We start from the raw sequence: 26,739 nt of genomic DNA, 5'->3' as shown, positions 1-26,739 counted from the left end.
TCCTAAAGGCAACCTCACAACCAAAAGAAGGTAAGACCTGACTTAGGCCAATTTGTGCCCATGGTCGGCGGATTGCTGCGGCTCAGTGGCGTTGGTGGATCCGGTCGAGGAGTTCCGTCTGAACCGTACTGAGTTTGTTGGAGACTCCTGACCTTGGAAACGAGGATGGGGTTATGCCGAAAGAGCAGACAGCAGGGAAGCCGACGACGCGTCGGTATTCGCCGGAGGAGAAGGCCGCCGCGGTCCGGATGGTGCGCACGTTGCGGGCCGAGCTGGGGACCGAACATGGGACCGTGCAGCGGGTCGCGGCGCAGCTCGGATACGGCGTCGAGTCAGTGCGGTCGTGGGTCAAGCAGGCCGACATCGACGATGGTCACGTAGCCGGCGTGACGACGCTCGAGGCCCGGCGGGTTCGGGAGTTGGAGCAGGAGGTCCGCGAGCTTCGCCGCGCCAACGAAATACTGAAGCGGGCAGCGAGTTTCTTCGGGGCGGAGCTCGACCGCCAACACCGGAAGTAGTCGCGTTCATCGACGCGAACAAGGACGACATGGTTGAGGGTCGCCCCCTCGGAGTCGAGCCCATCTGCAGCCTGTTGCAGGTGGCTCCGAGCACCTACTACGCAGCGAAGGATCGAGCCCCGTCGGCGCGGGCCCTCCGCGACGCCATCCTCACCCCGCAGCTGGTGAGGCTCTGGGATGACAACTACCGCGTCTACGGCGTCCGCAAGTTATGGAAGGCCGGCCGCCGAGCCGGGATCGACATCGGCCGAGACCAGACAGGCCGGTTGATGCGTGCCGCCGGCATGGAGGGCGCGACACGCTCGAAGCGAGTCAAGACCACCAAGGCCGACCCGGCCGCGACCAGGCACCCGGACCTGGTCAAGCGGGAGTTCACCGCGACAGCCCCGAACCGGTTGTGGGTCACAGATCTGACGTTCGTGCCGACGTGGGCCGGTGTCGCCTACGTGTGCTTCATCATCGACGCGTTCTCCCGGATGATCGTCGGCTGGCGGGTCGCTCCACACATGCGCACCGAGATGGTCCTCGACGCGATCGAGATGGCCCGCTGGTCCAGGGGCCATCACCACGGCGATCTACGTTGTCACAGCGACGCGGGCAGCCAATTCACCTCCATCCGCTACGGAGAGCGACTCGCGGAGATCGGCGCGACCCCCGTCGATCGGAACCGTCGGCGACTCGTTCGACAACGCTCTGGCCGAGGCGATCAAATGCCGACATCGGCATTTGACGGCTTATGCCGACGTGTGGATTATGCCGACCGTGACCACGTCTGCCCTTGTCGGAACTGGTTGGGTCGGGGGGTTGTCGGCATAATCGCGGCGTGAGAGCCTGCCCTTTTCCGGACGGGAGGGGTGGGTCATGGGTTCTCCGATTCAGCTTGAGGGTTGTGCTGCTGGCCCTCCGGCGGGTGGTTGGCATGCGAGGATCTGGCCGCGTCGGCCTGCCGGTCCTCTTGCAGCCGTGATGGTGGGTCTGATCGGTTGGCTTGTCGAGCAGGGTTACGCCTCGACCACGCAGCGTAACCATGTCCGCGCGGCGGCACGGCTCGGCTCGTGGATGGTCGCCAAAGGGCTCACTCTTGGGAACCTGGACGCGAGTCGTGTGGTGCGCATGGTCAGTGAGGACAATGGACCGTCAGCAGTCCCATGCCCGGCATCCGGAGCATCGCTCGGCTAACGAGAACGTGTCGGCGGTGGTCCGGTTCCTGGGTGAGACGGGTCATCTCAGACCCGAGCCGGAGGCACGTGCTGAGGACAGTCCGGCGGAGGCGTTCCTGGCGGGGTGGCTGCGTTTCCTCGAGGAGGAGCAAGGCCAAGGGGTCAGCTGGATCTACAAGGCCCGCCGGTTGGGCCGAGCGTTCCTGGCGTTGATCGAGGATCCGTCGGGGAACCTGTGTTGGGAACTTGTCGACGTCGCGATGGCCAACGACTTCCTGGGTCGTGTGGTTACCGGGTACTCCTCGTCGACGGCCCAGAGCGAGGCCGTGCTGCTTCGTGGTCTGCTCGCGTGGTCGGCGGCCAACGGTTTGATCAACGAGCAGGTCTCCCTTGGCATCCTTTCGCCGCGTCGGGTTCGTACGGGTCTACCGAAGGGACTCACGACGGGCGAGGTAGCGGCCTTGAAAGGTGCGGTTGATCTGGACTGCTCCACGGGCAGGCGTGACCTGGCGATCATCGTGATGTTGTCCCGGCTGGGGATCCGCGCCGGTGAGGCCGCCGGGTTGACCCTTGAAGACATCGACTGGCGGGAGCCGTCGGTCCGGGTGGTGGGTAAGGGCGGCCGCGTGCTGGTCCTGCCGATGCCCGTCGACGTCGGCGAGACCCTGGTCGACTACCTGCGGGTCCGGCGTTGCGATCCGGCGGAACGCAGCGTCTTCGTCCGGTCCCTGCCACCGTTGCAGGCCCTGCATCGCACCGGTGTGACCGAGGTCGTGTCCAAGCATGCCCGCCTGGCTGGCCTGGAGGGCGTCTACGCCCATCGACTTCGTCACACCGCCGCCTGCCAGGTACTGGCTGGGGGCGGGACCATCCGCCAGGTTCAGGAACTCCTGGGCCATGCGAACCTCGCCTCATCGATGACCTACGCGCGGGTGGACACCGAATCGTTGCGTCGGTTGGCGCCGTCGTGGGGACGGCTGCCGTGACCGCGCGACCGGTCAATCCCAACCTGACGGCAGCCCTGGAGGACTACCTCGCCCGGCGCCGGGCGTTGGGTTTCGGGCTCATCGAGGAAGAGCGCCACGCTCGTCGCTTCCTCGAGTGGTTGTGGGCCAGTGGTCGCCCGCAGGCTGGGTTCACGGCCTCAGACGTGGTCACGTGGGCGCGGGGGGATGGGGGCTTGGCCCACTCCTACCAGCGTCAACGTCTCGCCGCGGTCAGAGGCCTGGCACGCCACTGCCATGCCATCGGTTTGGATGTTGAAGTCCCAGCCGCCAACGCGTTGCGCGGCGGAAGGGATCGACGCCGGCCCCACATTTACACCCAGGACGAGGTCGACGCACTGATCTCCTGCTGCCGGAAGGTGTTCACACCCCCGCTCGTCCAAGCCACGATGGCTCACATCATCGCCCTCCTGGCGGTGACCGGCATGCGCATCGGGGAGGTCCTGCGGCTCAGCGTCCGGGACGTCGATCCCGGTGAGGGCAGCGTGTTGATCCGGGCAAACAAGCACGGCCCCGACCGGCTCGTCCCCCTCCACTCCAGCACCATCGCGGCGCTGGCCGAGTACGAGAACAGCCCTGCCCGTCTGGCCGCCGGCCCGCAACCCGATGGGCCACTCTTCGTCACCGTCAAAGGCACGGGCTACAAGCGGGTCACCATTGATGCCTACTTCCACAGGCTCCGTGACGCGGCCGACTTCACCTGGAACGGGCCGGCGCCAACGCTGCATGACCTGCGCCACACCTTCGCCACGAGGCAGATGATCCGCTCCTACACCGGCGACGGGGCCGATCCCGCAGCGACATTGAGCCTGCTGGCGACCTGGCTCGGCCACTCCGACCCGTCCCACACCTACTGGTACGTCGAGGCCGTCCCAGAACTCCTGGCCTTGGCCGCCCACCGCACCACCACCCTCACGATGGAGTGAAATCACCATGACCTACCTCACCAGCGCACTGCAGGCGTTCTTCACCGACTACGTCCACATCCAGCGCAACCTCACCCCCAACACGATCGCCTCCTACCGCGACACCTGGCGCCTCCTGATCAAACACATCTGCACGACCACCCCGACCACCGCAGACCAGATCCGGCTCGAAGACATCGACCGCGACACCGTCACCGGCTTCCTCGACCACCTCACCCGCGAGCGGGCCAACACGCCCGCCACCCGCAACGCCCGCCTCGGCGCGATCCGCGTCCTCCTCGCACACACCCTGCCCGACCACCCCGAGGCCGCCGAAACCATCCGCCGCGTCCTGACCATCCCACCCGCCAAGACCACGAAACCCCTGATCAGCTACCTCAACCCGCAAGAGACTGAGGCGCTGCTCGCAGCACCCGATGTCGCGACCTGGACCGGCCGACGAGACCAGATGATGCTCGCCCTGGCCATCAACACCGGCCTGCGGATCAGCGAACTCATCGACCTGACCACCAACAACATCCACACCCAGAGCAGCCCCTACGTCGAATGCCAGGGCAAGGGCCGCAAGCATCGCGTCACCCCGATCAGCACCACAACCCGAAACCAGATCCGCACCTACCTACAGGAACGCAACCGCCTGCCAGGCAACGCGTTCTTCCCCGGACCCCACGGAAACGCCCTCTCCCGCGACGCCATCGAGCACCGCCTCGCGACCCATGTCCGCACCGCCGCGAAGACCTGCCCCTCAGTGGACAGCAAACACGTCACCATGCACACCCTCCGGCACACGACCGCCATGAACCTCCTCCACGCCGGAGTCGACATCACAGTCATCGCGCTCTGGCTAGGCCACGAGCAGACCTCCACCACCGACATCTACCTCCACGCCGACATGGAGACAAAGAAGGCAGCCCTCGACAAGACCAGACCCCCAGGAGTCACCCCAGGCACATTCACCCCGCCCCCCGAGATCCTCACCTGGCTCGAAGCCCTCTGACTATGCCGACACCACCAGGAGACGATCGTCTCTGACAAGGGTAAACGTGGTCACGGTCGGCATAATCCACACGTCGGCATAAACGGTCAACGGCTACTACAAGACCGAACTGGTCCGCGGGCCCGCCCGGTCCGGTCCATGGAAGAGCGTCGAGGACCTCGAGCTCGCGACCCTCGGATGGGTGCACTGGCACAACACGAAGCGCCTCCACGGCTACCTCGGCGACATCCCGCCCGCCGAGTTCGAGAAGGCGTTCTATGCTGGCCAAACCGACCGCACACAGCTGGTCGGAATCAAATTGCGCGAGTCTCCATCAGACCCAGTGCGGTTCACGTCTTGGGAAGACGTGGACCTTGAAGCGCAGACAGTCCATGTCCGTGGCACCAAGACCAGGCAGGCAGACCGCACCCTTGGAATGTCGCCAGACCTGACAGCGCGTCTGCGAGCGCGGGCCGAACTGCACGGAACCACTGGGCTTGTGTTCGGAACCACGTACTTCGCGAGCAAGCTCGGGCAGCCGCGTGACCGTAACAACGTCGGCAAGGTGTTTCGGAGCGTCTTCGACAGCGCTGGGGTTCAGTGGGCAGGAACGCACACGTTCCGCCGAACAGTCGCTAGCTGGATGGACAGGGACGGTCTTTCGCTGGCGCGAATCGCTGATCAGCTGGGGCACGCGGACATCAACGTGACAGCCCGATACCTCGGACCACGACAGGAGGCAGCCACCCACGCGGCCAACGTCATGGTGCTGCCGTCCAAGCCGCGTCTTCGCGTAGTAGGTGGGTAAGTAGGGAACACCCAGTAAAAGGCACGTGGCCCTGACAGCATTGCTGCTTGTCAGGGCCACGTTTCGTAGCGGGGACAGGATTTGAACCTGTGACCTCTGGGTTATGAGCCCAGCGAGCTACCGAGCTGCTCCACCCCGCGTCGCTCGATTAACTATACGCATTGTCTGCGGACATACAAAATCGAGCGACGCGGACGTGGGGAATCAGGCCGGGCGGCCGTCGGGCGCGACGGTCTTGGCGGGGTCCCGCTCGACCATGTCGCCGAGCACCTCGTCGATCCTGGACATGAGCTCGTCCGGGATCTCGACACCGCTCGCCTTGACGTTCTCGGCGATCTGCTCGGGCCGCGAGGCACCGATGATGGCCGCGGCGACGTTGTTGTTCTGCAGCACCCAGGCGACGGCGAGCTGGGCCATCGTGAGCCCCAGCTCGTCCGCGACCGGCTGCAGCCGCTGCACCGCGCCGAGGACGTCGTCGCGCATCCAGCGGCTGATCATCTGCTGGCCGCCCTTGGTGTCGGTGGCGCGCGACCCCTCGGGCGCGGGCTGGCCCGGCTTGTACTTGCCCGTGAGCACACCCTGCGCGATGGGCGACCACACGATCTGCGACACGCCCACCTCTTCGGAGGCCGGGATGACCTGGTCCTCGATGACGCGCCACAGCATGGAGTACTGGGGCTGGTTCGAGACGAACGGGATTTTCAGTTCCTTCGCGTAGCGGGCGGCCTCGCGGATCTTGTCGGCCGGCCACTCCGAGACGCCGATGTAGAGGGCCTTGCCCTGCCGCACGACGTCGGCGAAGGCGATCATCGTCTCCTCGAGCGGGGTCTCCACGTCGTAGCGGTGCGCCTGGTACAGGTCGACGTAGTCCATCTGCAGCCGCGAGAGCGAGCCGTTGATGCCCTCCATGATGTGCTTGCGCGACAGGCCGACGTCGTTGGCGCCCTTGGGCCCCACCGGCCAGTAGACCTTGGTGAAGACCTCGAGCGACTCGCGCCGCTCCCCCTTGAGCGCCTCGCCCAGCACGACCTCGGCGGCGGTGTTGGCGTAGACGTCGGCGGTGTCGAACGACGTGATGCCGTGGTCCAGGGCGGCGCGCACGCAGGCGGTCGCGGTGTCAGCCTCGACCTGCGAACCGTGGGTGAGCCAGTTGCCATAGGTGAGTTCGGTGATCTTCAGTCCGGAGTTACCGAGATAGCGATACTTCATGCAACAAAACCTACTCCGCCCGTCCAGTCCCCGTGCGCGGCTAGCGTGGGGCCATGAACATGACCTCGCTGCCCTGGTCCGCCGGCACCTGGACGACGCCGCCGGTGGCGGTCGACGACGAGGGCGCGACACTCCGCGTCACGGCCGCCGAGGGGTCCGACGCGTGGCGGGTCACCTCCTACGGCTTCGTCCACGACACCGAGCACGCGCTGGTGGCGCCGTTCCCCGCCGGCTCCGCGATGGAGGTCGTCTTCACCGCGGACTTCGATCAGCAGTTCGACCAGGCCGGGCTCTTCGTCACCGCCGGCGCCGACCGCTGGACCAAGGCGGGCGTGGAGTTCGCCGACGGCCACCTCCAGCTGGGCGCCGTCGTCACAGGCCCGCTCTCGGACTGGTCCGTCGCCCCCGTCGACGAGTGGCGGGGTCGTCGCGTGCGGGTCCGTGTGTCGCGGGCCGGAGACGCGCTGACGGTGCGTGCCGGGCTCGACGGCGAGGAGTTGCGGTTGGTCCGGGTGGCGCCCTTCCCACCCGATGCCGAGGCGCTGGCCGGGCCGTTCACCTGCGCCCCGACCCGCGCCGGACTCACCGTCACGTTCCACGCCTGGGCCGCCGGCCCGGCCGACGCAGCGCTCCACTGAGGCCGCGGCCCCGTGGGCTAGCCTTGCGCGCATGACCGAGGCCGCCCTGAGCTATCCCCTGACCCGAGCCCGCCTCGACAACGGACTTCAGGTGGTCGTGGCCCCCGACGCGGCGGCGCCCGGGGTGGCCGTCAACCTCTGGGTCGACGTCGGGTCGGCGGACGAGCAGCCGGGCCGTACCGGGTTCGCCCATCTCTTCGAGCACCTGATGTTCCAGGGGTCGGCCAACGTCGCCAGCGGTGAGCACATGGCCACCGTCGAGGCCCTGGGCGGCACGGTGAACGCCACCACGTCGAGCGACCGCACCAACTACTTCGAGACCGTGCCGCGCGGCGCGCTGGAGCTGGCGCTGTGGCTCGAGTCCGACCGGTTCTCCTCCCTGGCCATCACCGCGGAGAACTTCGAGGCGCAGCGGCAGGTGGTCAAGGAGGAGAAGCGGCAGCGCTACGACAACCAGCCCTACGGCGACCTCCTCGAGCTCCTCACGGCGCAGCACTTCCCCCCCGAGCACCCCTACGGTCACCTCACCATCGGCGCCATGGCGGACCTCGACGACGCGTCCCTCGACGACGTCGCCGCGTTCTTCGACACCTGGTACCGGCCCGCGAACATCCGGCTCGTGCTCTGCGGCCCCGTCACGGGCGACGAGGGCGTGGCCCTGGCCGAGCGCTACCTCGGTGGACTCCCGGCCCGTCCCGGCCGCGCGCCCCGCGACGTGCCCGACCCCCCGCCGGGCCCGCCGACGGTGGTGTCGGTGACCCGGGACGTGCCCCACCCGTTGACGTACCTGTCCTGGGCGACGCCGCCCGCGGCTCATCCGGACCAGCCGGCCATCGACCTCGCGCTCGCCATCCTCGCCGACGGCAACACCTCCCGGCTGCACCGACGGCTCGTGCGGCACGGCGACCTGGCCAACGAGGCACACAGCGCCAGCCTCACCCACCGGTCCACCCGGTCGGTCGCGGCGCTCCTCGCCCGCCCCGTCGAGGGGGTGCCCCTCCCCCGGCTCTCCGACGCCGTGCTCGACGAGGTCGCGCGCTTCGCCGACGAGGGCCCGACCGACGAGGAACTCGCGCGCGCCATCGCGCAGTACGAACGCGAGTGGCTCTGGGAACTCGCCACCACGGCCGGGCGCGCCGACGCCATCAACGAGGCCTGGCTCTTGCACGGGGACCCCGGCCAGGTCAACCATCACCTCACCGAGGTCCTCGCCCTGGACGCGGGGGCCGTCGCCGCGGCTGCGGGCCGCTGGCTGGCGCCTGCGTCGGCCCATCAACTCCACTACCACGCGGAGGCAGCCGCATGATCCGGCCCGACGTCACGCTGTCGCAGGCGTGGCACTTCCCGACGCCCACCGTCATGGCGCTCCCCACGGGGCTGACGGTGTGGCATGTCCACCTCCCCGGCCAGCACCTGGCCACCTTCGAGCTTGTGCTGCCCGTTGCGCTCGCGGCGGAGCCGCGGGACCTCGAGGGCCTCGGCACCGTCGCGCTGCACGCCATCGACGAGGGCACCGTGAGCCACCCAGACGGCCGGATCGGTGAGTTGTTGGAGGGGCAGGGCGCCACCCTCCACGGAACCGCCCGGCTGCGGTACACGACGTTCGGCGGCCAGGCCCCCACACGCCGCCTGCCGGAGGTGCTGCGCCTCTTCGTCGAGGTGCTCGCCGAACCGGAGTACGCGGAGCGGGACGTGGCGCACCACGTCGAGGCACAGGTCGCCGCCTACGACTCCAAGCTGGCGTCGCCGGGTCCGTCCGCGCGCCTCGCGCTGCGGCGCGAACTCTACGGCGCCGAACATCGGGAGGGCCGCCCCGCTGCGGGCACACCCGCGACGCTGGGGCAGCTCACCGCGGCCGACGCGCACGCGTGGCACCGGCGGCACTTCACCCCGGACGGCGCCGTCCTTCTCGTGGCGGGCGACCTTCCGGACCCCGCCCCGCTCTCCCGACTCGCCGACTGGGTCGGGCCAGGTCGGGGATCCGGGTCGACGCCCGCGCCGGCCCCCGACGGCAGGTCCAGGATCGTCGTCGTCGACCGCCCCGGCTCCGTGCAGGCCACCATCCTCATCGGCCGGCGGTCGGTGCCGAGGAGCCATGAGCGGTGGCCCGCGCTGCGGCTCGCCGGGCATGCCGTCGTCGGCGCATTCGCCAGCCGCCTGAACCTGGAGCTGCGGGAGCGCCTGGGCTACAGCTACGGCATCGGCGGTGGGTTCTCCCCAGGCGTGGGCGAGTCACAATTCACCGTCGGCGGCAGCGTCCGGACCGAGGTGGCCGCGGACGCGGTGGCGCGACTGCTCGACGGGCTCGAACTGCGTGACCCCTTCACCGCCGCCGAGATCGACGATGCCCGCCGCTACCTGGTGGGGGTCGCGCCGCTCGCCAACGAGACGTCGGCCGACATCGTCGGCCAGGCATCGGCGCTGGCGGCCGCCGGCCTGGACGCCGGGTACATGAACCGCCACTTCGCCGACCTCGGCGTGGTCACCCCCGCGCAGGCCACGGAGGCCTTCCGCGACGAGGTGCGGCCCGACACCCTCACCGTCGCCGTGGCCGGCGCGGCCGAGGAACTGCTCCCCGCCCTGGCCGCCCGCGGGCTGGTCGCGGAGGTCGTCGACCTCCGCGACTGACCTCAGCTCAGCGCGTCGGCCGCCTCCTCGATCTTCGCCTCGGCCGCCTTCACCTTGGCCTGGAAGTCGGCCAGGTCCCCGTTGCGCAGCGCCAGATCCGCGGCCTCAAACAGGCCCTGGGCCTCGTCGAGCAGGTTGCGGGCCCTGGTCTGGGCGTCCTCGGGGTCGGACGGCTCAGAGGGCACCGCCGGCTCGTCGATCGGCTGTTCGCCCGTCTCCGCCCCGGCATCGCCCTGGAACACCTGGTCGAGTGCCGCCTGCAGCGTGTCCCCGATGCCGATCTCCTCGCCGAACCGCACCACGATGAACCGCAGCGCCGGGTAGGCACCGGTCGTGGCCGTCGTCTGCGTGTAGATGGGCTGCACATACAGCAGGCCGCCGCCGAGCGGTAGCGTCAGCAGGTTGCCGTAGATCGCGGACGCAGAGGCCCCCTGCCGGTTGAACGGCAGCAGGCTGTCCGCCACCAGCGGGTTGGTCGCGATGAAGTTGTACGTCTGGCCGGGGCCGGCGATCTGCTTGCTGTCGGACAGCTTGAGCACGCGCATCCGCCCGTAGTCCTCACTGGTGGCGTCGGCGTTCACCGCCATGTACACGCTGAGGTTCTCGCGGTCCTTGGGCACGAAGACCGTCGTGTTCGCGAAGTGCGGGTTGGTGTCGCCCGGCCAGCGGATCGTGAGGAAGTACGGAGGCTCCTTGAGACCCTGCTGGCCGCCCCGCACCGGGTCGTTCGGGACCTGCCAGATGTCGGTCTGCGTGTACCAGGTGCTCGGGCTGGTCGTGTGGTAACGGCCCAGGATCTCTCGCTGCGCCTTGAACAGGTCCTGCGGGTAGCGCAGGTGCTCCAGCAGTTCCGGGGAGATCTCCGACTTCGGGGTCACCGCGCCGGGGAACACCTTCTGCCAGGTCTGCAGGATCGGATCCTCCTCGTCCCACTCGTACAGCGTCACCGTGCCGTCGTAGGCGTCGACGGTGGCCTTGACCGAGTTGCGCACGTAGTTGACCTGCTGGCCCACCAGCAGGCGGTCCGCCTGCGTCCGCGAGTCCGAGATGGCGCGGGTCCAGTCGCTGAGGGTCGAGTTCGGGAAGCTGTCGGTCGTCGTGTAGGCGTCGAGCACCCACACGATGCGGCCGTCGACCACGCTCGGGTATGGGTCGGCGTCGATCGTCAGCCACGGCGCGACCGCCTGGACGCGCTGGGCCGGGATGCGGTCGTGCAGGATCCGCGACTCCTCGTTGACGCGGTCGGAGAGCATGAGGTTGATGTCGCCGAAGCGCATCGCGAACGCGGCCCGCGTGAGCCAGTTCCCGATGGGCACGCCGCCGGTCCCGCTGTAGGTGTACAGCGACTCGGTGCGGCCCTCGCCGCCCGACGGGGTGTCGAGTTCCACCGGCGCCTGACCCTCCGGGGAGCCGACGACGACGTAGTAGTCCGTCGCCTCGCCGAAGTAGATCCGCGGCTCGTGGTCCGGCAGCTGACCGACCGTGGGGATACCACCGGAGAAGAACACCGGCTCGCCGTTGGACTGGCGCTGGTTGCCGAACGCGGCGACCATCCCGTAGCCGTGGGTGTACACGGTGCGGCGGTTGTTCCAGGTGTCGCCCGACTCGACCGAGTTGAGGTCCAGTTCGCGCACCGCGACGACCGAATCGGTCGGCTTGCCGTCGATGACGTAGCGGTCGACGTCGAGGGTCTCGGGGAACGTGTAGTAGCCGCGCACCTGCTGCAGCTGCTCGAACGCCGGGGGGACGACGGCGGGGTCGATGAGCCGGATCGCGGGCAGCGCCGACGCGTCCTGCCGCAGCTGACCCGCGCTGGCCGAGGTCGTGGCCTCGTAGTCCTCGATCTCCACATCTTCGATGCCGTACGCGTAGCGGGTGGCGGTGAGGTTGTTCGCGATGTAGGGCCGTTCCTTCTCCTGCTCGTCCGGCACCACCTCGAAGCTCTGGACGATCCACGGGTACAGCATCGACAGCAGCAGGGCGGACACGACGAGCAGCGCCGTGGCCGCCGCCGGCACGCTCCAGCGCACCTTCCAGGCGTTGACGAACGCCAGGATCGCGACGATCACCGCGATGGAGGCCAGGATCGCGGTCACGGGGGCGCGCGTCGTGAGGTCCGTGTACCCGAGACCGGTGAAGTTGGCGTTCTGGGTCGTGCTCAGCCCGAAGCGGTCGAGCAGGATGTTCGCCGCGATGAGCAGCATGACCACGCCGAAGGTGATCGACAGGTGGCGCTGGGCGCCCAGCCCCGCGGGAGCGTTGCCCGTGCCGCGGAAGGCGGCGGAGTTCAGCGCTCCGGTCATGAAGTGGATGGATGCCGCGGCGACGCCACCCGCGATGACGGCGAACAGCAGGAACCCGACGACGAACCGCAGCCACGGCTGCGTGAACACGTAGTAGCTCGCGTCGAGCCCGAAGTACGGGTCTGTCCAGTCGAACGGCGTGGCGTGCCACCAGGCCAGGAAGGTCTCGGTGGCGCCGGACGCCGCCATACCCGCCAGGATGCCCAGCGTCACGGACGGGACGGCCATGAGGGCGGTCGAGCGCCGGTCGAGCGCATCCCGCAGCTGGATCAGGAAATCGGAGTCGAGGTTGGCGCGCCGCACCTTGGGGCGGAGCCGGTAGGCAATCACCTGGCTGAAGAAGACGATGCCGAACATCAACAGCCCGAACCCGATCATGAGGCCGAGCCGGGCGGCCAGCTGGGTCGTGAACACCGACTGGTAGTCGATGCTGCGGAACCACAGATAGTCGGTGACCACCCGGGCGGTGATGACGCTGATCAGCAGGGCACCGCCCACGATGAGGACGGTCCACAGCAACGGGCCCCTCCTGGTCGAGCCCTCAAAGTCCATCGGCCGGGTGCTCATGCGTCCTCACCCCGGAAGGTGTCGGCGAGCGCGTCGGCGAGGCCGGGCACGAGGTCGGCGGCGCCGAGCAGGTCGTCGGGGTTGCTGAGGAGGCGCGCCACCCCGTGCCGGCTCCCATCGCGCAACACCCCCACGACGACGCGCACGTCGGTCTTGTGCGGGTGCTTCGCGACGAACTGGGCGGCCTCGTCCGCGTCGTCGGGCACGTCCGCCTCGTACTGCGACGGGAGGAAAGCCCGCTCCATCGCCAAGGCGCAGCCCTCGACCGTGTCAGGCCAGAAGATGCCCGACAGCCGCTCGACGACGTCGTGGGTGGCGTGGAACTCGTCCTGTTCGATGGCGGTCAACGCGTCGGGCATGCCGTCGGGCACGCGGCCGCGCAGCTGAGGCTCCACCTCCAGCAGCGTGCTGGTGGTGACGAGGGCGAACAGCCGCGCCGGTTGGTCCCACCCGGCCGACGAGACGTGCCTCTCCACGTCCATCAGGCAGGCGACGAGTCTCGATGAGTCAGCCACAGGTGGGCACCTCCGCGGTGTTTCCTTCGTTGATGAGCTGGAGCGCCGCGATGGCGTCCTTGAGCGTGGAGACCTCGACCAGGAGCAGGTCCGAGTCGAGATCGCCGATGTCTCCGCAGTTGTCCTCGGGGACCAGGAACACTTCGGCGCCGTCGCGTTCGGCGCCGGCGATCTTCTCCCGGATCGCGCCGATGCGCGCGACGCGTCCCCCCGGGCCGATCTCGCCGGTGCCGGCGACGACACGGTCGTCCATGAGGGCGCCCTCGGTGATGCGGTCGTAGATGCCGAGCGCGAACACGAGCCCCGCGCTGGGGCCCGTCACGTTCTGGTCGACCCCGAAGGTGACCTGCGGCGCGTAGCGGAACCCCGTGTCCAGGCTGATGCCGACGACAGGGCGCTTGGCGTCGGTGTTGCTGGCCGCGGAGGTGACCGACACGGTCTGCTCCAGGCCCTCGCGCAGGACCGTGAAGACGATGACGTCTCCGACGGCGTGACCCGAGATGCGCGCGGCGACGTCGGCGACCGTCTTCATGGCGATGTCGTCGACGGCGGTGATGAGGTCTCCAGGCATCAGCCGGTCCGCGCTGGGGCCCGAGAGGACCACGCTCTCGACCCGCGGGAGCTCCGTCACGGGCACGCCGGCGGCGCGCAGGGCCGCGACGGTGGCGTTGATGCGCGACTCGTCCATCATCGCGACGGCCTCGCTCTGCACCTGCGTCGACGACTTGCCGGGCGGGTAGATCACCTCGCGCGGCATCGCGTCGGAATCCTCGGCCAGGTGCACGAACACGGCCTCGGGCAGGCTCAGCGTGGAGTCCACCCGCGTCGTCGAGACGGTCGTCATGAGCAGCTTGCCCGGGGTGTCGTAGGTGGGCAGGCCCGCGATGTCGATGACGGGACCGGACGAGGTGGACCCCAGGACGTCGATGGTCTGGCCGGGGCGCCACGCGACGTACGGCACCGGAATGACCACCAGGAGCGCGGCGAGCGTCACGAACAGCAGGGAGGAGACGATCGCCACCGCGTTGCGCGACACCGAGCACTCCCTTCTCCAGATCCGGCTTCACCCTAGCAAGCGGCGCCAAGGCGTCGCGCGGCGCTTGTGCCATGCGGAAGAATGGGCTGCGAGGAGGTCACTCGATGTCCAGCCCCAATCCCTTCGGCCCGTTCGACTTCGAGCAGCTGCGCAGGATGCTCGAGCAGATGGGCCTCGGCGACCCCGAGAACATCGACCTCGAGCAGCTGATGGCGCAGGTGCGGCGCCTGCAGCAGTCCGGCGGCGGCATGATGTTCGGCCTGACGAACGCCGACCGCGACCCCGACGCGGCCTGGCGCACCACGATCACCGCAGCCAAGCAGCTGGCCGCGCAGTCGGGAGCCGACCCGGCGCTGACAGCCGACGAGCGCGCCGCCGTCGTCGACGTCGAGCGCGTCGCGCAGAGCTGGCTCTCGCAGCACACGACGTTCGTGGAGACGGGCCGTCCGGCCCGCGCCGTGACGCGCGCCGCGTGGCTGGACGAGACCGGCGACGGGTGGCGGGCGGTGATCGAGCCCATCATCGACGGCCTGGCCGAGGCGCTGAAGCGGGGCACGACTGAGGGCGGAGAACCCGACCCGATGACGCAGATGCTGGCGCCCATGATGAAGACCTCCGCCTCGCTGATCTACCGCGACCGGCTCAAGCGCGAACTCGCCCAGGTGGCCTGCGACATCCTCACGGGCACCGAGATCGGCTTCAACCTGCTCGGCTCGCACGACGTCGTCCTCATCCCGGCCAACGTGGCCCAGTTCACCCAGGACCTCGACGCGGATTCGCGTGACGTGACGCTCTACCTGTTGCTGCGTGAGGCCGCCCGCCAGCGGCTGTTCCACCACGTCGCCTGGCTGTCCCCCCAACTCATGGCGCTGCTGGGGCATTACGCCCGCGAGATCACCATCGACTTCGACGCGATCGCGGGCCAGTTCCAGCCCGAGAACCTGCAGAACCTTTCCATCGAGGAGGTCGTGGCCGTCGGCGAGAAGGTGCGCGGCTCGTTCTTCCAGCCCGCCAGCACCCCGACCCAGCTCGAGATCCTGGACCGCCTCGAGACGCTCCTGGCGCTCGTCGAGGGCTGGGTCGACCACGTCGTCGCCCGGGCGACGGCGCAGTGGCTGCCGAACGCGCCCCAACTCGAGGAACTCGTCCACCGGCGCCGGGCGTCCGCCACTCCGGTGGTCGGCGTGTTCGCCGAACTGCTCGGGCTCGACCTGCGGCCCCGCCTGGTGCGCGACGCGCGCAACCTCTGGGCGGCGGTCGAACACCACCGTGGCGCGGCTGCCCGCGACGCGGTATGGGGCCACCCCGACCTGCTGCCGTCCACCGAGGACCTGGCTGATCCCCTGCCGTTCGCCTCGGGCGAGGACCGGGAGGACCGGGGCAGCGAAGACGCCATGGACGCCGAACTCCGGCGGCTCCTGGAGGGCCCCGGGGCATGATCCGGTGCCGGATAGCCCTTGACGCGGCTCCGCGCGCCGCGATTAACTGGGCGCCGTGAGTCCCGGTCGACTCGTTACGCAGGGGAAGGCGGAGCGTGCGGCCCGGGACTCCGCTACGTCAGGGGCGGTGTGTCTCGTTGTGAGTGCACGGCGGCGCCGCCTAGAGTGAACCAGGTTGCTGAATGCATCGGCAGCCCGATTAAGGAGGAAATCAATGGCTACGGAGATCTGGGAAGGCTCCTTCTACTGCGTTAAGTGCAAGGAGAAGCGCGACGCCAAGGGCGAGGTCGTGGTCAACGCCAAGGGCACGAAGATGGCCAAGGGCAAGTGCCCCGAGTGCGGCACGAACCTCAACCGCATCCTCGGGAAGGCCTGAGCCTCACCCACGCAGGACCCCTCGATGGGGCGGCAGCCACCGCGGCGCCGCCCCATCGGTGTTGTCCGGGGCGATCGAGGTGTTGTCCGCAGCGCCGCTGACACTGTCTCCTCGCCTCGCCCATGCCGCAGGGTGGCGCCATGGCCACGCCCACCGTCGTCCTCATCGGCCCCGTCGACATGACCACCCCCGTGGAGGCCGCTCTGCGGCGGCTGCCCCTGCGCCCGGCAACCCTGACACCGGCGGCCGCCCTGCGCCGGCCGGGCTGGTGCGTCGGTGCGGCCCTGACGGTGTTCACCTCCCTTCCGGGGGCGCAGCCGACGCTCGAGGCCGAGTGCTACGCGCACGCGACGGGGGCGCTGCACGTCACCTGGGACGACGAGTCGGCGCTGGTCGGCCCGTTCGTCGCCCCGGGCTACGGCCCCTGCCCATCGTGCCTGGCCCAGCCCGCCCATCCCCGCGGGCCGGGTCACGACGCGCTGGCGGCGTGGGCCTCGGCCTGGACCGCCCTGCACGCCTTGGCGGTCGTCGAGGGCAGCAGCGACGTCGTGGGCGCCAGCTGGGCGTGGCGGCTGGGCGAGCCGGGACTCGCGCTCAGAACCTGGCGGAGGCGCCGTGGCTGTCCCGTGGCGGGATGCGCTCAGCCCTGATGTCCCCGGACCACCTCGAGAACCTGATCCCCGTAGCGATCCACCTTGACCCGCCCGATGCCGGGCAGCTTGAGCAGCGCCGCCGGCGTCGTGGGCGCCGCCTCGGCGATCGCCTGCAGGGTGGCGTCGGTGAACACGACGAAGGCGGGCACCGACGCCTCATCGGCCGTCGCCTTCCGCCAGCCGCGCAGCGCGTCGAACAGCGCCTCGTCGAACGTCACCTCACAGGTCTCGTGGCGACTCAGCTTGCGCTCGGCCGCGGTGTGCAGCTGACCGCCGCAGACGCGGCAGGTGCGGGAGCGCACCGACCCCGACCGCTGCCGGGGGGCGCGTCCCACGGTGGCCTCGCCCGTGACCTGGTCCGCGATGAACCGCGACCTGGTGGCGGACCCGCGCCCGGCCGCCCACGTGACCCGCAGATCCCGGCGAGCCCGGGTGAACCCGACGTACAGGAGTCGCCGTTCCTCGGACAGCGCGGGTTCCTCCTGGCTGAGCACGAACGGCACCAGCCCTTCGCGGACCCCCACGATGGCCACCGACTCCCACTCGAGGCCCTTGGCGGCGTGCAGCGTGGCGAGGGTGACGGCGTCGGCCACGGGGCCCGCCTGCCAGGCGGCCCGCTCGCGGAGCCAGGCGAGCGCGTCCTCGGCGGTCCATCCCTCGCGGCGTCCCGCCTCGTCGACGACCATGCTGCGCAGGGCCGCCAACGACTCCCAGCGCTCCCGCTGCCTGCCTTGACCCGAGGGCGCCTCGGAGGTCCAGCCGAGTCGGCCCAGCGCGGCCTCGATCGCGGTCTCCGCCCCGCCCGTGGGGTCCCCGTCGGTCACCCGGCCGTACTCGGCCAGCGCCTGGCGCACCTCGGCGCGGTCGTAGAACTTCTCGGTGCCCCGCACCGTGTAGGGGATGTTCCGCTCGGACAGCGCGGCCTCCAGCGACGGCGACTGGGCGTTGATCCGGTACAGGACCGCCATCTCGGACCAGCGTGTGCCGTCGGCGTGCCGCTCCGTGAGCCACTTGGCCGTCTCGGCGGACTCGGTGGCCTCGTCGGGATGGCCGCCGAAGGAGGGAGCCGGTCCCGCGGGCCGCGTGGCCGTGAGTGCACCGGCCCCGCCCGGCCGGACCCCCAGAACTCGGTTGGCCGAGGCGAGCACCTCGGGCGTCGAGCGGTAGTTGCGGAACAGCCGGACGGTCTCGGCGTCTTGGATCTCGTGGCCGAAGCGCAGGAGATACGAGGCGTCCGCACCGGCGAAGGAGTGGATGGCCTGGTTGGGGTCCCCGACGACGCACACGTCTCGGCGGCCGTCGACCCATAGTGTGACGAGCCGGTGCTGCAGCGCGGAGACGTCCTGGTACTCGTCGACGACGAAGTGGCGGTAGGTGTCGCGGATGGTGGCGGCGATCTCCGGGTGCTCGGTCAGCAACACGGCGTTGCACATGAGGATGTCGTTGAAGTCGACCGTCCCCGCGGCCAGCTTCTGCTTCTCGTAGAGCGTCATCACCGCGGCGACCTGGGCCGGGCTCGCCCCGGACACCGACCGGCCGGCCGCCAGTTCCGGGTAGTGGGCGGCGGTGACGTTGCTGGTCTTCGCCCACGAGATCTCGCTGTCGAGGTCGCGCGCCAGCGCCTGATCCGACGACCCGAGGACCTGATGGGCGGCGCGGGCGACGAGGGCGTAGGTGTTCTCCGCCACGGACGGGAACTCGACGCCGTAGGCGCGCGGCCAGAAGAACTGGCACTGCCTGAGCGCGGCCGCGTGGATGGTGCGGGCCTGGGCGCCGCGGACGCCGAGCCCCGCCAACCGCGACCGCATCTCCCCCGCCGCGCGCGTGGTGAAGGTCACGGCGAGGGTGGCCCCCGGCTGATAGACACCCTCACGCACCGCGTGCGCGATGCGGTGCGTGATCGCGCGGGTCTTGCCGGTCCCGGCACCGGCCAGGACGACCACGGGGGCCTCCAACAAGGTGGCGACCCGGCGCTGTTCCGGGTCGAGGGCGTCGAGGATGGGGTCGTCCATCCCCCCATTGTTGCCGGGCCCACCGACAGGTCGCACGTCGAGACCGGGGCGGTCGGTTCTGTCGGTGGTGGCGGCTAAGGTGATCGACGATGTGGACAGGGGGACGCGCATGGCGGTGAGGGCGGTACGGGCCGGGCGCTGGGGCGCGCTCATGGACAGCCTCGCGGAGACGCTCGAGGCCCTGGACCTGGGCCCGTTCGACGCCGCCCGGGTCCTGGTGGCGACACACGAGACCGGCCGCGTGGTCGGTCAGGAGGTGGCGGCCCGGATGGGGGTGTCGGCCGGGATCGCGTACGTTACGCCGCGGGATCTGCTGCGCCACCTCGCCGAGGCTGCCGGGGTCGCCAGGGATCGCGCGCGGTGGCTGGGCACCCCGCTGGACCTCGCCGTGCAGTCGGCGCTGGAGGAGGTGGCCGCGGGAAATCCGCTGCTCCACGCCGCGCTCGGTGCCGGCGCGGGGCGCCCGGGGCGCCGTCGAGCCACGGCCGTCAGGCTCGCCCGCCTGCTGCGCACCTACGTGGACCACGCGCCGGACCTCGTCGAGGCCTGGCTGGGGGGCTCAGACGCCGGCCTGGGCGGCGAGGCGCTGCCCGAGACGGCGGCCTGGCAGCCCGCGCTGCTGCGCGCCGCCGTCGAACGCCTGGAGTTGGATCCGCTCGATGTCCAGGCCGCCGTCGCTGACGCCGCCCGGTCCGACACCACTCCCACCGTCCTCGTCGGGGTCGACTGGCTCACTACGCAGGAGGCTCGGGTGGTCTCCGCGCTCGGGGAGGACGGGACCCTCGTCCTGCTCCACCGCAGCGGCTCGCCGGGAGCCGCGTGGGCCGAGGGCATCGCCTCGGTGGTCGAGGACGCTCCGGCGGTGGAGCCCCTGGTGCCCGCCGTCGACGTGCACGACTCGCACGGGGAGGCCCGCCAGGTGGAGGTGCTACGCGACGAGCTGACCCGCTTGTTCGCCGAGGACCCCACGCTGGAGCCGCGGGAGGTGGCCGTCGTCTGCCCGCAGATGGAGCGGTACGCGCCGCTGCTGGACGCGGCCTTCGCGCCGGTGCCGGCGGGCGAGGCCCACCCTGGGCGCGGGCTGCGGGTCCAGCCCGTGGGCGCCACTCCACCCAATCCCCTCGTGCTGGTCCTGGTGGACCTGCTGCGGCTGGGCTCAACGCGCGCGACGGCCAGTTCCCTGGTGGAGCTGCTGCTGCGGCCCGCGATCGCACACCGCTGGCGCTTCACCGATCGGGCGGCCCTGGTCGAGCTGGTCGACGGGTCCGGGGTCCGCTGGGGCATGGACGCCGCGCACCGGGCCCAGTTCGGCCTGGGCGACGTGGTCCAGAACACCTGGCTGCGTGGCCTGGACCGCCTGCTCATCGGTTTGGCCGTGGCCCCCGACGAGTCGGCCGGGCTCGGGCTCAGCGGCGCCGACGTGGTCTCGACCACGGACATGGACACGGTGGGGTCGCTGTGCGAGGTCGTGTCGCGGCTGCGGCGCCTCATCGCAGACTCGGCGGATCCCGCCACCGTGCCCCGGTGGGTTGCCACCTGCCGCGCGGCGATCGACTCGCTGGTGGCCCTCCCCCGCGCGGACGAGTGGCAGCTGACCGCGGCGGCCCGCGTGCTCACCCGCCTGGAGCACGACCATGCGGGGGATGAGACCACGCTGACACGGCACGAGTTCTCGCTCCTGCTCGCGGACCTGGCCTCCGGCTACCGACGGCGCCCGGCCGCCGGGAACGGCTCGCTGCTGGTCCTGCCCCTCGGGGAGTTGCCGCACGTGGAGTTCCGCGTCGTGGCGCTGCTCGGGGTGACCGACGACGTGGTGCCGGGGCGAATGGGCGCGCCCGCCGACTGCGTGGACCTGGGCGCCGCCACCCCGGATCCCCGGGAGCGGCGCCGCCGCCAGCTGCTGGACCACGCCCGCGCCGCGGAGCGGCTCGTCATCGTGCGGCAGGCACGTTCGGAGCGCACGAACGACCGGGCCGCGCTGCCCGTCGCCGTCAGCTGGCTGCTGGAAGAGCTGGGCGTCGACCCGGCGCCGGTCGCGCATCCGCCCACCGCCACCTCGGAGGGCAACTTCCTGGAGCGCCCCGGGTTCGACGCCGCCGCCCGCGCCGGCGCTCTCGCCCGGCGCTCCCGGCCGCAGCAGCAGCCCTCCCGCCACGCGCGGCGGCGGCAGCAGGCCCGCACCCGTCCGGTCGGACCGCCCCCGGCGCAGGTGACCATCGCCCAGCTGTCCCGCTTCCTCGCGGACCCCGCCAGGGGATTCCTCCAGACCGCGGCCGGCGTGACGCTCCGGGAGGCTCCCGAGCTCACCGACGACATCCCGCTCGAGCCGCGAGGGCTGGAGCGGTGGTCCATCCTCAACGACCTGCTCGAGGCGTGGAAGTCGGGCGAATCGGGCAGCCGCGTGGCCGAGGCGCTCCGGCAGCGCGAGGTGCACCCGCCCCTGGAGATCGGGAGGCTGGCGTTCGAACGGGCCCACGAGGAGGCTGAGGCGCTCTGGTCCCGAGCGGAGGCAGACTGGCACGCTGAGCTCGCCGAGCACCGCCTCGACGTGCAGGTCCCGGTCTCGGGCGGGGTCGTCCGGGTCACGGATCAGGTGCGCACGCGCGGCGGTGCCGCCGTCACCGTCACCGCCAGCAGCGGTGACGAGCAGGTGATCCGGCCGTGGCTGGAGGCCGTCGCTCTCGCGGCTGCGGGCATGCCGGCTCCGGCCCGCCTGCACCGGCTCCTCAACGACTTCGGACGCCTGGTCCCGCGCGTGCACCAGATCCGCGACATCCCACCGGAGGAGGCGATGACCAGCCTCACGTCCGTGGTCAGGGCGTTCTCGCTGGGGCAGCACCGGCTGCTGCCGGTGCCCGCCGCGCCGGCGATCCAGTACGCGCGGGAGATGCACCGCGGCGGCTTCGAGCAGGCTCACTGGTCGGGCCCGTTCCAGGACTACCGGTCGAAGTGGCCGTGGCCCGCCCGCAGCTGGCGCCTGTTCTACGAGGCCGACGTGTCGGAGCTGTTCGCCGACCCGCCGCTGCCGGAGGACCCGCAGACGGCTGGGTCGTCGGCCTTCGGCGCCTGGGCGCTGGCGCTCTACGCACCATTGGTGAGGAGCGGCGCATGACCTCCTTCGACCTGACCGGCCCCCTGCCGCGCACCACCACCCTCCTGGAGGCGAGCGCCGGGACCGGCAAGACCTACGCCATCGCAGCGCTGGCCGCCCGCTACCTCGCGGAGGACGGACTCGACGTCCGCGACCTCCTGCTCATCACCTTCGGCCGGCACGCCACCGGAGAGTTGCGCTCCCGGGTCTTCGAACGCCTGACCAGGACCGTGACTGCCCTTGACGCCGCGTTGGCCGGGCAGCCGCTGCCAGACCCCGAGGACCGGGTGGCCGCCCACCTCGCCGGGGCCCACGCGGACCTGCACCGCGCACGGCTGGCCGAGGCCGTCGCCCGGTTCAACGAGGTGACCATCCTCACGACCCACTCGTTCTGCCAGTCGATGCTCCACGAGCTCGGCATCCTCGGCGACTGGGACCCGGCTGAGGTCGTCGGGGCGGACCCGGTCGACCTGGCCCATCAATGCACCGCCGACACCTACCTCAAGCTGCACCGCATGGACGGGCAGCCGCCCATCGCGCCGCGCGCCGCGCTGCGCATCGGGGTGGAGGCCGCGCTCTCGACGCTCGACCTGCTCCCGCCATCAGGGCCGCACCACGAGTTCGCCCGGCAGGTGCGCGAGTTGTATGCCGACCGCAAGGGCGCGGAGGGCATCTGCACCTACAACGACGTCATCTCCCGCCTCCTGCGCATCCTCCAGACCCCGACGACGGGCGAGGCGGTCCGGGACGCCCTGCAGCGCCGCTTCCGGACCGTCCTCATCGACGAGTTCCAGGACACGGATCCGGACCAGTGGGCCATCGTGGAGCGGGCGTTCCTCGGGCCGGACCGCCCGACGATCCTCATCGGGGACCCCAAGCAGTCCATCTACGCGTTCCGCGGCGCGGACCTGCACAGCTACCTCGACGCCAAGGCCACGGCGGACGTCCACACACTCGCCGTCAATCGCCGCACCGACAAGCCGCTGGTCGACGGCGTCGTCGAGCTCTTCGCCGAGCTCGGGCTGGGCGACGACAGCGTCACCGTGTCCCCCGTCGGCGCGGCACACCCCGAGCCGCGGCTCGTCGTTCCGCCCGCCGAGCGGCTCTGGCTGCGCACCACCACGCGCCAGGAGCTGCAGCACTGCGCACCGGCCGCAGCCATCGACTCAGACCTCATGGCCATGGTGCGCAGCCTGGTCGGCCGCGCATCCTTCACGCACCGTGCGGACCCGGCGGTCCGCTACAGCGACATCGCCATCCTCGTCCGCCGCAGCGCCCGCGCGCGGCAACTGCGCGCCGACCTCGACCGGGCGGGGATCCCCGCGGTCCTCACCGGATCCCAGTCCGTCTGGACCCAGCCGGCGGCGCGCGACTGGACGGCGCTGCTGTCCGCGATGGCGGACCCCATGCAGGCCACCATCCGGCTGGCCGCGCTCACCGCGCTGATCGGGTCGGACCTCGGCACGCTCCTGGACCCCGCCGGCCCTGAGCCGGCGCGGGTCTCGTCGCTGGTGCGGACACTGGCTCAGCGCTTCGCCGACGGCGGCATCGCGCGGGTGGTCACCCACCTGCGCGCGGTCGAGCGACTCGACGAACGGCTCCTCGCCGAGCGGGACGGCGAGCGCGAACTCGCGGACCTGCTGCACGTGGCGGAGCTGCTCGACGCAAGCGGCGAGCGAACCGTGAGCGGGCTGCTCGCGCTCATCGAGCGGCGCGCCTCAGACGAAGAGTCCGGCGACGCCATCAGGGTCGCCACCGACGAGGACGCGGTGCGGGTGATGACGATCCACGCGGCGAAAGGCCTGGAGTTCCCGATCGTGCTGGTGCCGGAAACCGACGGCGTCAAGGCGGTGCGGAGCCGGCCGTTCACGCTCGTGCACGAGGGCCGTCGCCACCTCTACGTCGGCCCCTCGCCGACGAACGGCGAGCAGCTCGCACGCGACCTCGACGATCAGACCCTGGCCGAGGAGCTGCGGGTCCTGTACGTCGCCCTCACCCGGGCGCAGCACCTCTGCGTCGCCTGGCACGTGGCGGGCGGGGCGGGCGGCCGGCCGGACCCCATGGCCACGCTGGTGCGCGCGTGGGAGAAGCGCCGCGCGGCGTTGGGCGGCGCGACGCCGTCCGCGGTGTTGCGCATGGGCATGGGCCTGTCGGCCCCGCCCTCGCCCGCGCCCGACGCGACCCCCCGGCCCGAGCTGTCGCTCGGTCGCTGGCGCCGCAGCATCGACACGACATGGCGACGCACGTCCTACTCGGGCCTCACGCAGGCGCTGCACGAGCAGGCGCCGGCCCACGTCCTGGCCGACGAGTCGGCGACCGTGGACGTCGCGGCGCCCGCCCCCGTCGACGCCGCACTGTCGGCCCTCTCGCCCATGGCCGGGCTCCCGGCCGGGGCGGCTTTCGGGACGCTCGTCCACGAGGCGCTCGAGCGGCTGGCGTGGGAGCCCGGCACGCTCGAGGCATCGGCTCGGGCGGTCACGGCCGAGCTTGGCCCCGAGCACGCCCTGCACCCGGATCTCCACGAGACCCTGGCCGACGCCCTGATCGCCGTCGCCCGCACCCCGCTGCTGCCGCTGACCTCCGCCGCGCTCACCGACCTGCCCACGACGCGGCGGCTCCCGGAGCTCGACTTCGACCTCCCGTTGGCCGACGACGGAACCCCCGCGACGGTCGGGGACCTCGCCGACCTGATGGCCGCCCATCTGCCGGCCACCGATCCCCTGGCCGGGTATCCGCACCGGCTGCGCTCCTCGGAGGCCGCCGACTCTGTGCTCAACGGGTTCCTCACCGGATCCATCGACGCCGTCCTGCGCCTGGACGACGGCCGGTTCCTGGTCGTGGACTACAAGACCAACCGGCTCGCCCCGGGTCCGGGGGCGGACCTGATCCTGGGCCACTACGTGGCGCCCGCCATGGCCGAGGCCATGATGCAGGCCCACTATCCGCTGCAGGCCATCCTGTACTGCGTCGCGCTGCACCGCTACCTGGCCCGGCGGCTGCCCGCCTACGAGCCCGCGACGCACCTCGGCGGTGTCGGCTATCTCTTCGTGCGCGGGATGGCGGGGCCGGAGACGCCGGTCGTCGACGGCGCCAGCTGCGGCGTCATGGCGTGGCATCCACCCGCGGCGCTCGTCGTCGCCGCGTCCGAGTTGTTGGGAGGCCGCCGTGCCTGAGATCCCGATCGCCGCCGACGGCGTCCTGCGCGACTTCTGCGCGGCGGGCATGCTGCGCCCCATCGACTTCCACCTGGCCCGGCGCCTCGCCGCGCTGGCCGGCGAGCCCGACCCCGACGTGCAGTTGGCCTTCGCGCTGGCGGCGCGGGAACTGCGGCTCGGCTCGGTCTGCCTCGACGTCCGGACGGCCCACCTGGACCTGCTCCCTGAGGCCGACCTCGACGGCGCCGACACCGACCAAGCGGCACTCGCCTGGCCCGATCCGGACGAGTGGCTCACCCGCATCGCCGCCTCCCCCGCCGTCGCCGCACCCGAGTCAGAGGCCCGCCCCTTCCGGCTGCACGACACCCTGCTGTACCTCGACCGGTACTGGCGCCAGGAACGCCGACTCGCCCGGGCGCTGCGGCTCCGCAGCGCACTGTCCCCGCTCGAGGTCACCGAGGCCGCGCCGCTCGCCGTCGGCGAGCACACGGACGCCCGTCAGGAGGCTGCGGTCGCCGCCGCCCTCCGGCACCCCACGACCGTCATCACGGGGGGTCCGGGCACCGGCAAGACGAGCATCGTCGCGCGCATCCTGGCGTCGCTGGCGCCGGCGGAGCCCCGCATCGCCCTCGCGGCGCCCACCGGCAAGGCCGCCGCCCGCCTGCAGTCGGCCGTGGCCGCCCGCCTACCGGGCAGTCCCCACCTGTGGGGCGGGACGCTGCATCGGCTGCTCGGCGCACGGCCCCGGTCCCCCCACGTGGAGTACGGCCCGGGCAACCCGCTGCCCTATGACGTGGTGGTGGTCGACGAGACATCGATGGTGTCGCTGGAGATGATGGGCCAGCTGATGGCGGCGCTGGCGCCCGAGACGCGGCTCGTGCTCCTCGGCGACCCGCATCAGCTCCGCTCGGTCGAGGCGGGCGCCGTCCTGGCCGACATCGAGCGGGCCGGTGGCCTCGTCACCGCTCCCGGCGGCCACATCGCCCGGCTGACCACGAACTTCCGCTCGAACGCCGAGATCAACGCGCTCGCCGACGCCATCCTCGCCGGCGACGCCGCCGCCGCCCGCGAGGTGCTCGCCTCCGGATCCAGCGTCGAGCTCGTCGACTTCGACGGCTCGGCGGACCCGGTGTCCCTGCCCTCCGTGCGCGAGGACGTCCTGGCGGCGGCCGGGCGGGTGGTCGCCGCGGCCACGGCCGGCGACACCGTCGGCGCGCTCGACGCGCTGGCCGGGCACCGCATCCTGTGCGGGCACCGCGACGGACCCTTCGGCGTGGGCCACTGGGCGCGAGCCGCGCGCAGCTGGCTCGCCACACAGCTGCCCGACTACGGGTTCGAGACCCGGTCCTACGCCGGCCAGCCGCTGCTGCTGCAGCGCAACACCGAGCTGTACCACAACGGCGACACCGCCGTGGTCATCGACGTCGGGGGTGAGCACGTGGCGGTCATCGACCGGCCGGACGGGCCCTTGTCGGTGGCCCCGTCGTTGCTGGACGACGCGGCGGACCTGCACGCCATGACGATCCACAAGTCGCAGGGCAGCCAGTTCGACGCCGTCTCCGTCGTGCTGCCGCCATCGGGTTCGGCGCTGCTCACGCGCGAGCTGCTCTACACCGCCGTGACGCGGGCCCGCGGGCGCGTGCGTCTCTACGGCTCGGCGGACCGGCTCGACGAGGCCATCGCGACCCCGGTCAGGCGGGCCAGCGGGCTGGCCCGCCACTGACT

At 71.1% G+C, this 26,739-nt stretch carries 18 protein-coding genes, 1 tRNA gene, 2 pseudogenes and 1 other annotated feature; of the genes and pseudogenes, 15 read left to right on the top strand and 6 right to left on the bottom strand.

Annotated elements, in window-relative coordinates; genetic code table 11:
• Window positions 1-173: 173 nt before the first annotated feature.
• The 6 genes and pseudogenes from ACFQPD_RS14275 to ACFQPD_RS14250 all read left to right on the top strand — a co-directional run.
• A pseudogene (locus ACFQPD_RS14275) lies at window positions 174-1,224 on the top strand (IS3 family transposase); the annotation flags it as partial.
• Window positions 473-607, top strand: a sequence feature (AL1L pseudoknot). Its footprint overlaps the pseudogene before it by 135 nt.
• Window positions 1,225-1,545: 321 nt before the next feature.
• On the top strand, window positions 1,546-2,664 hold the full coding sequence (locus ACFQPD_RS14270) for a tyrosine-type recombinase/integrase (RefSeq protein WP_385901458.1): 1,119 nt from the start codon (window positions 1,546-1,548) through the stop codon (window positions 2,662-2,664).
• Window positions 2,661-3,608, top strand: a complete 948-nt coding sequence (locus ACFQPD_RS14265; RefSeq protein ID WP_385901456.1) for a tyrosine-type recombinase/integrase — start codon at window positions 2,661-2,663, stop codon at window positions 3,606-3,608. Before ACFQPD_RS14270 ends, ACFQPD_RS14265 begins: the two co-directional genes overlap by 4 nt.
• 7 nt (window positions 3,609-3,615) lie before the next feature.
• The gene (locus ACFQPD_RS14260) at window positions 3,616-4,605 is read left to right on the top strand and encodes a tyrosine-type recombinase/integrase (RefSeq protein ID WP_385901455.1); all 990 of its coding nucleotides are present in this window, start codon (window positions 3,616-3,618) and stop codon (window positions 4,603-4,605) included.
• Between the two features lie 82 nt (window positions 4,606-4,687).
• Window positions 4,688-4,903: pseudogene (locus ACFQPD_RS14255) on the top strand (IS3 family transposase); the annotation flags it as partial.
• A 24-nt stretch (window positions 4,904-4,927) separates the two neighbouring features.
• Window positions 4,928-5,392, top strand: a complete 465-nt coding sequence (locus ACFQPD_RS14250) for a tyrosine-type recombinase/integrase (RefSeq protein ID WP_385901508.1) — start codon at window positions 4,928-4,930, stop codon at window positions 5,390-5,392.
• A gap of 66 nt (window positions 5,393-5,458) precedes the next feature.
• Here the strand turns inward: ACFQPD_RS14250 and ACFQPD_RS14245 are convergent.
• Both ACFQPD_RS14245 and ACFQPD_RS14240 read right to left on the bottom strand, forming a co-directional pair.
• Window positions 5,459-5,532: transfer RNA gene (locus ACFQPD_RS14245), tRNA-Met, on the bottom strand.
• Window positions 5,533-5,596: 64 nt separating this feature from the next.
• Window positions 5,597-6,601 (bottom strand): aldo/keto reductase family protein, encoded by a 1,005-nt coding sequence (locus ACFQPD_RS14240; protein WP_385901453.1) that lies wholly within the window; start codon window positions 6,599-6,601, stop codon window positions 5,597-5,599.
• Window positions 6,602-6,654: 53 nt separating this feature from the next.
• Between ACFQPD_RS14240 and ACFQPD_RS14235 the strand changes: the two genes are divergently transcribed.
• The 3 genes from ACFQPD_RS14235 to ACFQPD_RS14225 are packed head-to-tail and all read left to right on the top strand — an operon-like array spanning window position 6,655 to window position 9,867.
• On the top strand, window positions 6,655-7,239 hold the full coding sequence (locus tag ACFQPD_RS14235) for a DUF1349 domain-containing protein (RefSeq protein WP_353081030.1): 585 nt from the start codon (window positions 6,655-6,657) through the stop codon (window positions 7,237-7,239).
• Window positions 7,240-7,270: 31 nt separating this feature from the next.
• Entirely contained in the window at window positions 7,271-8,545 is a 1,275-nt protein-coding gene (locus tag ACFQPD_RS14230; protein ID WP_385901451.1) for a M16 family metallopeptidase, read from the top strand.
• Window positions 8,542-9,867, top strand: coding sequence for a M16 family metallopeptidase (locus ACFQPD_RS14225; protein ID WP_385901448.1), 1,326 nt, complete (start codon window positions 8,542-8,544; stop codon window positions 9,865-9,867). Before ACFQPD_RS14230 ends, ACFQPD_RS14225 begins: the two co-directional genes overlap by 4 nt.
• Window positions 9,868-9,869: 2 nt before the next feature.
• On the opposite strand, the gene ACFQPD_RS14220 is transcribed toward ACFQPD_RS14225, so the two are convergent.
• Genes ACFQPD_RS14220 through ACFQPD_RS14210 form a run of 3 tightly spaced genes read right to left on the bottom strand, consistent with a single transcriptional unit; the run spans window position 9,870 to window position 14,288 of the window.
• Window positions 9,870-12,737, bottom strand: a complete 2,868-nt coding sequence (locus tag ACFQPD_RS14220; RefSeq protein WP_385901446.1) for a UPF0182 family protein — start codon at window positions 12,735-12,737, stop codon at window positions 9,870-9,872.
• Window positions 12,734-13,252, bottom strand: coding sequence for a PPA1309 family protein (locus ACFQPD_RS14215; RefSeq protein WP_068751233.1), 519 nt, complete (start codon window positions 13,250-13,252; stop codon window positions 12,734-12,736). Before ACFQPD_RS14215 ends, ACFQPD_RS14220 begins: the two co-directional genes overlap by 4 nt.
• Window positions 13,245-14,288: a PDZ domain-containing protein gene (locus ACFQPD_RS14210; RefSeq protein ID WP_385901445.1), complete on the bottom strand. Its 1,044-nt coding sequence runs from the start codon at window positions 14,286-14,288 to the stop codon at window positions 13,245-13,247. Before ACFQPD_RS14210 ends, ACFQPD_RS14215 begins: the two co-directional genes overlap by 8 nt.
• A gap of 104 nt (window positions 14,289-14,392) precedes the next feature.
• Here ACFQPD_RS14210 and ACFQPD_RS14205 point away from each other — a divergent pair, with 104 nt between their 5' ends.
• The 3 genes from ACFQPD_RS14205 (at window position 14,393) to ACFQPD_RS14195 (ending at window position 16,753) form a co-directional block, all read left to right on the top strand.
• Window positions 14,393-15,727 (top strand): zinc-dependent metalloprotease, encoded by a 1,335-nt coding sequence (locus tag ACFQPD_RS14205; RefSeq protein ID WP_385901443.1) that lies wholly within the window; start codon window positions 14,393-14,395, stop codon window positions 15,725-15,727.
• Between the two features lie 214 nt (window positions 15,728-15,941).
• Window positions 15,942-16,103 carry a DUF5679 domain-containing protein gene (locus tag ACFQPD_RS14200; RefSeq protein WP_176715192.1) on the top strand — a complete coding sequence of 54 codons (162 nt, stop codon included), beginning with the start codon at window positions 15,942-15,944 and terminating at the stop codon, window positions 16,101-16,103.
• 140 nt (window positions 16,104-16,243) lie between these two features.
• Window positions 16,244-16,753, top strand: coding sequence for a hypothetical protein (locus ACFQPD_RS14195; protein ID WP_353081024.1), 510 nt, complete (start codon window positions 16,244-16,246; stop codon window positions 16,751-16,753).
• Here the strand turns inward: ACFQPD_RS14195 and ACFQPD_RS14190 are convergent.
• Window positions 16,744-18,768: an ATP-dependent DNA helicase UvrD2 gene (locus tag ACFQPD_RS14190; RefSeq protein ID WP_385901441.1), complete on the bottom strand. Its 2,025-nt coding sequence runs from the start codon at window positions 18,766-18,768 to the stop codon at window positions 16,744-16,746. The genes ACFQPD_RS14195 and ACFQPD_RS14190 overlap by 10 nt on opposite strands.
• Window positions 18,769-18,847: 79 nt before the next feature.
• Here ACFQPD_RS14190 and ACFQPD_RS14185 point away from each other — a divergent pair, with 79 nt between their 5' ends.
• The 3 genes from ACFQPD_RS14185 to recD are packed head-to-tail and all read left to right on the top strand — an operon-like array spanning window position 18,848 to window position 26,737.
• Window positions 18,848-21,880: an exodeoxyribonuclease V subunit gamma gene (locus tag ACFQPD_RS14185; RefSeq protein WP_385901440.1), complete on the top strand. Its 3,033-nt coding sequence runs from the start codon at window positions 18,848-18,850 to the stop codon at window positions 21,878-21,880.
• The gene (locus ACFQPD_RS14180) at window positions 21,877-25,032 is read left to right on the top strand and encodes a UvrD-helicase domain-containing protein (RefSeq protein WP_385901439.1); all 3,156 of its coding nucleotides are present in this window, start codon (window positions 21,877-21,879) and stop codon (window positions 25,030-25,032) included. The genes ACFQPD_RS14185 and ACFQPD_RS14180 overlap by 4 nt, the downstream gene beginning before the upstream one ends.
• Complete coding sequence (gene recD, locus ACFQPD_RS14175) at window positions 25,025-26,737, top strand: exodeoxyribonuclease V subunit alpha (RefSeq protein ID WP_385901437.1); 1,713 nt, start codon at window positions 25,025-25,027, stop codon at window positions 26,735-26,737. The genes ACFQPD_RS14180 and recD overlap by 8 nt, the downstream gene beginning before the upstream one ends.
• Window positions 26,738-26,739 lie beyond the last annotated feature (2 nt).

The sequence above is a fragment of the Tessaracoccus sp. O5.2 genome (genome assembly GCF_964266725.1).
In the GTDB taxonomy this organism is placed as follows: Bacteria; Actinomycetota; Actinomycetes; order Propionibacteriales; family Propionibacteriaceae; genus Arachnia; species Arachnia lapidicapta.
The sequence above is the reverse complement of the archived record's forward strand: the minus strand, read 5'-3'. Positions and strand labels throughout refer to the sequence as shown.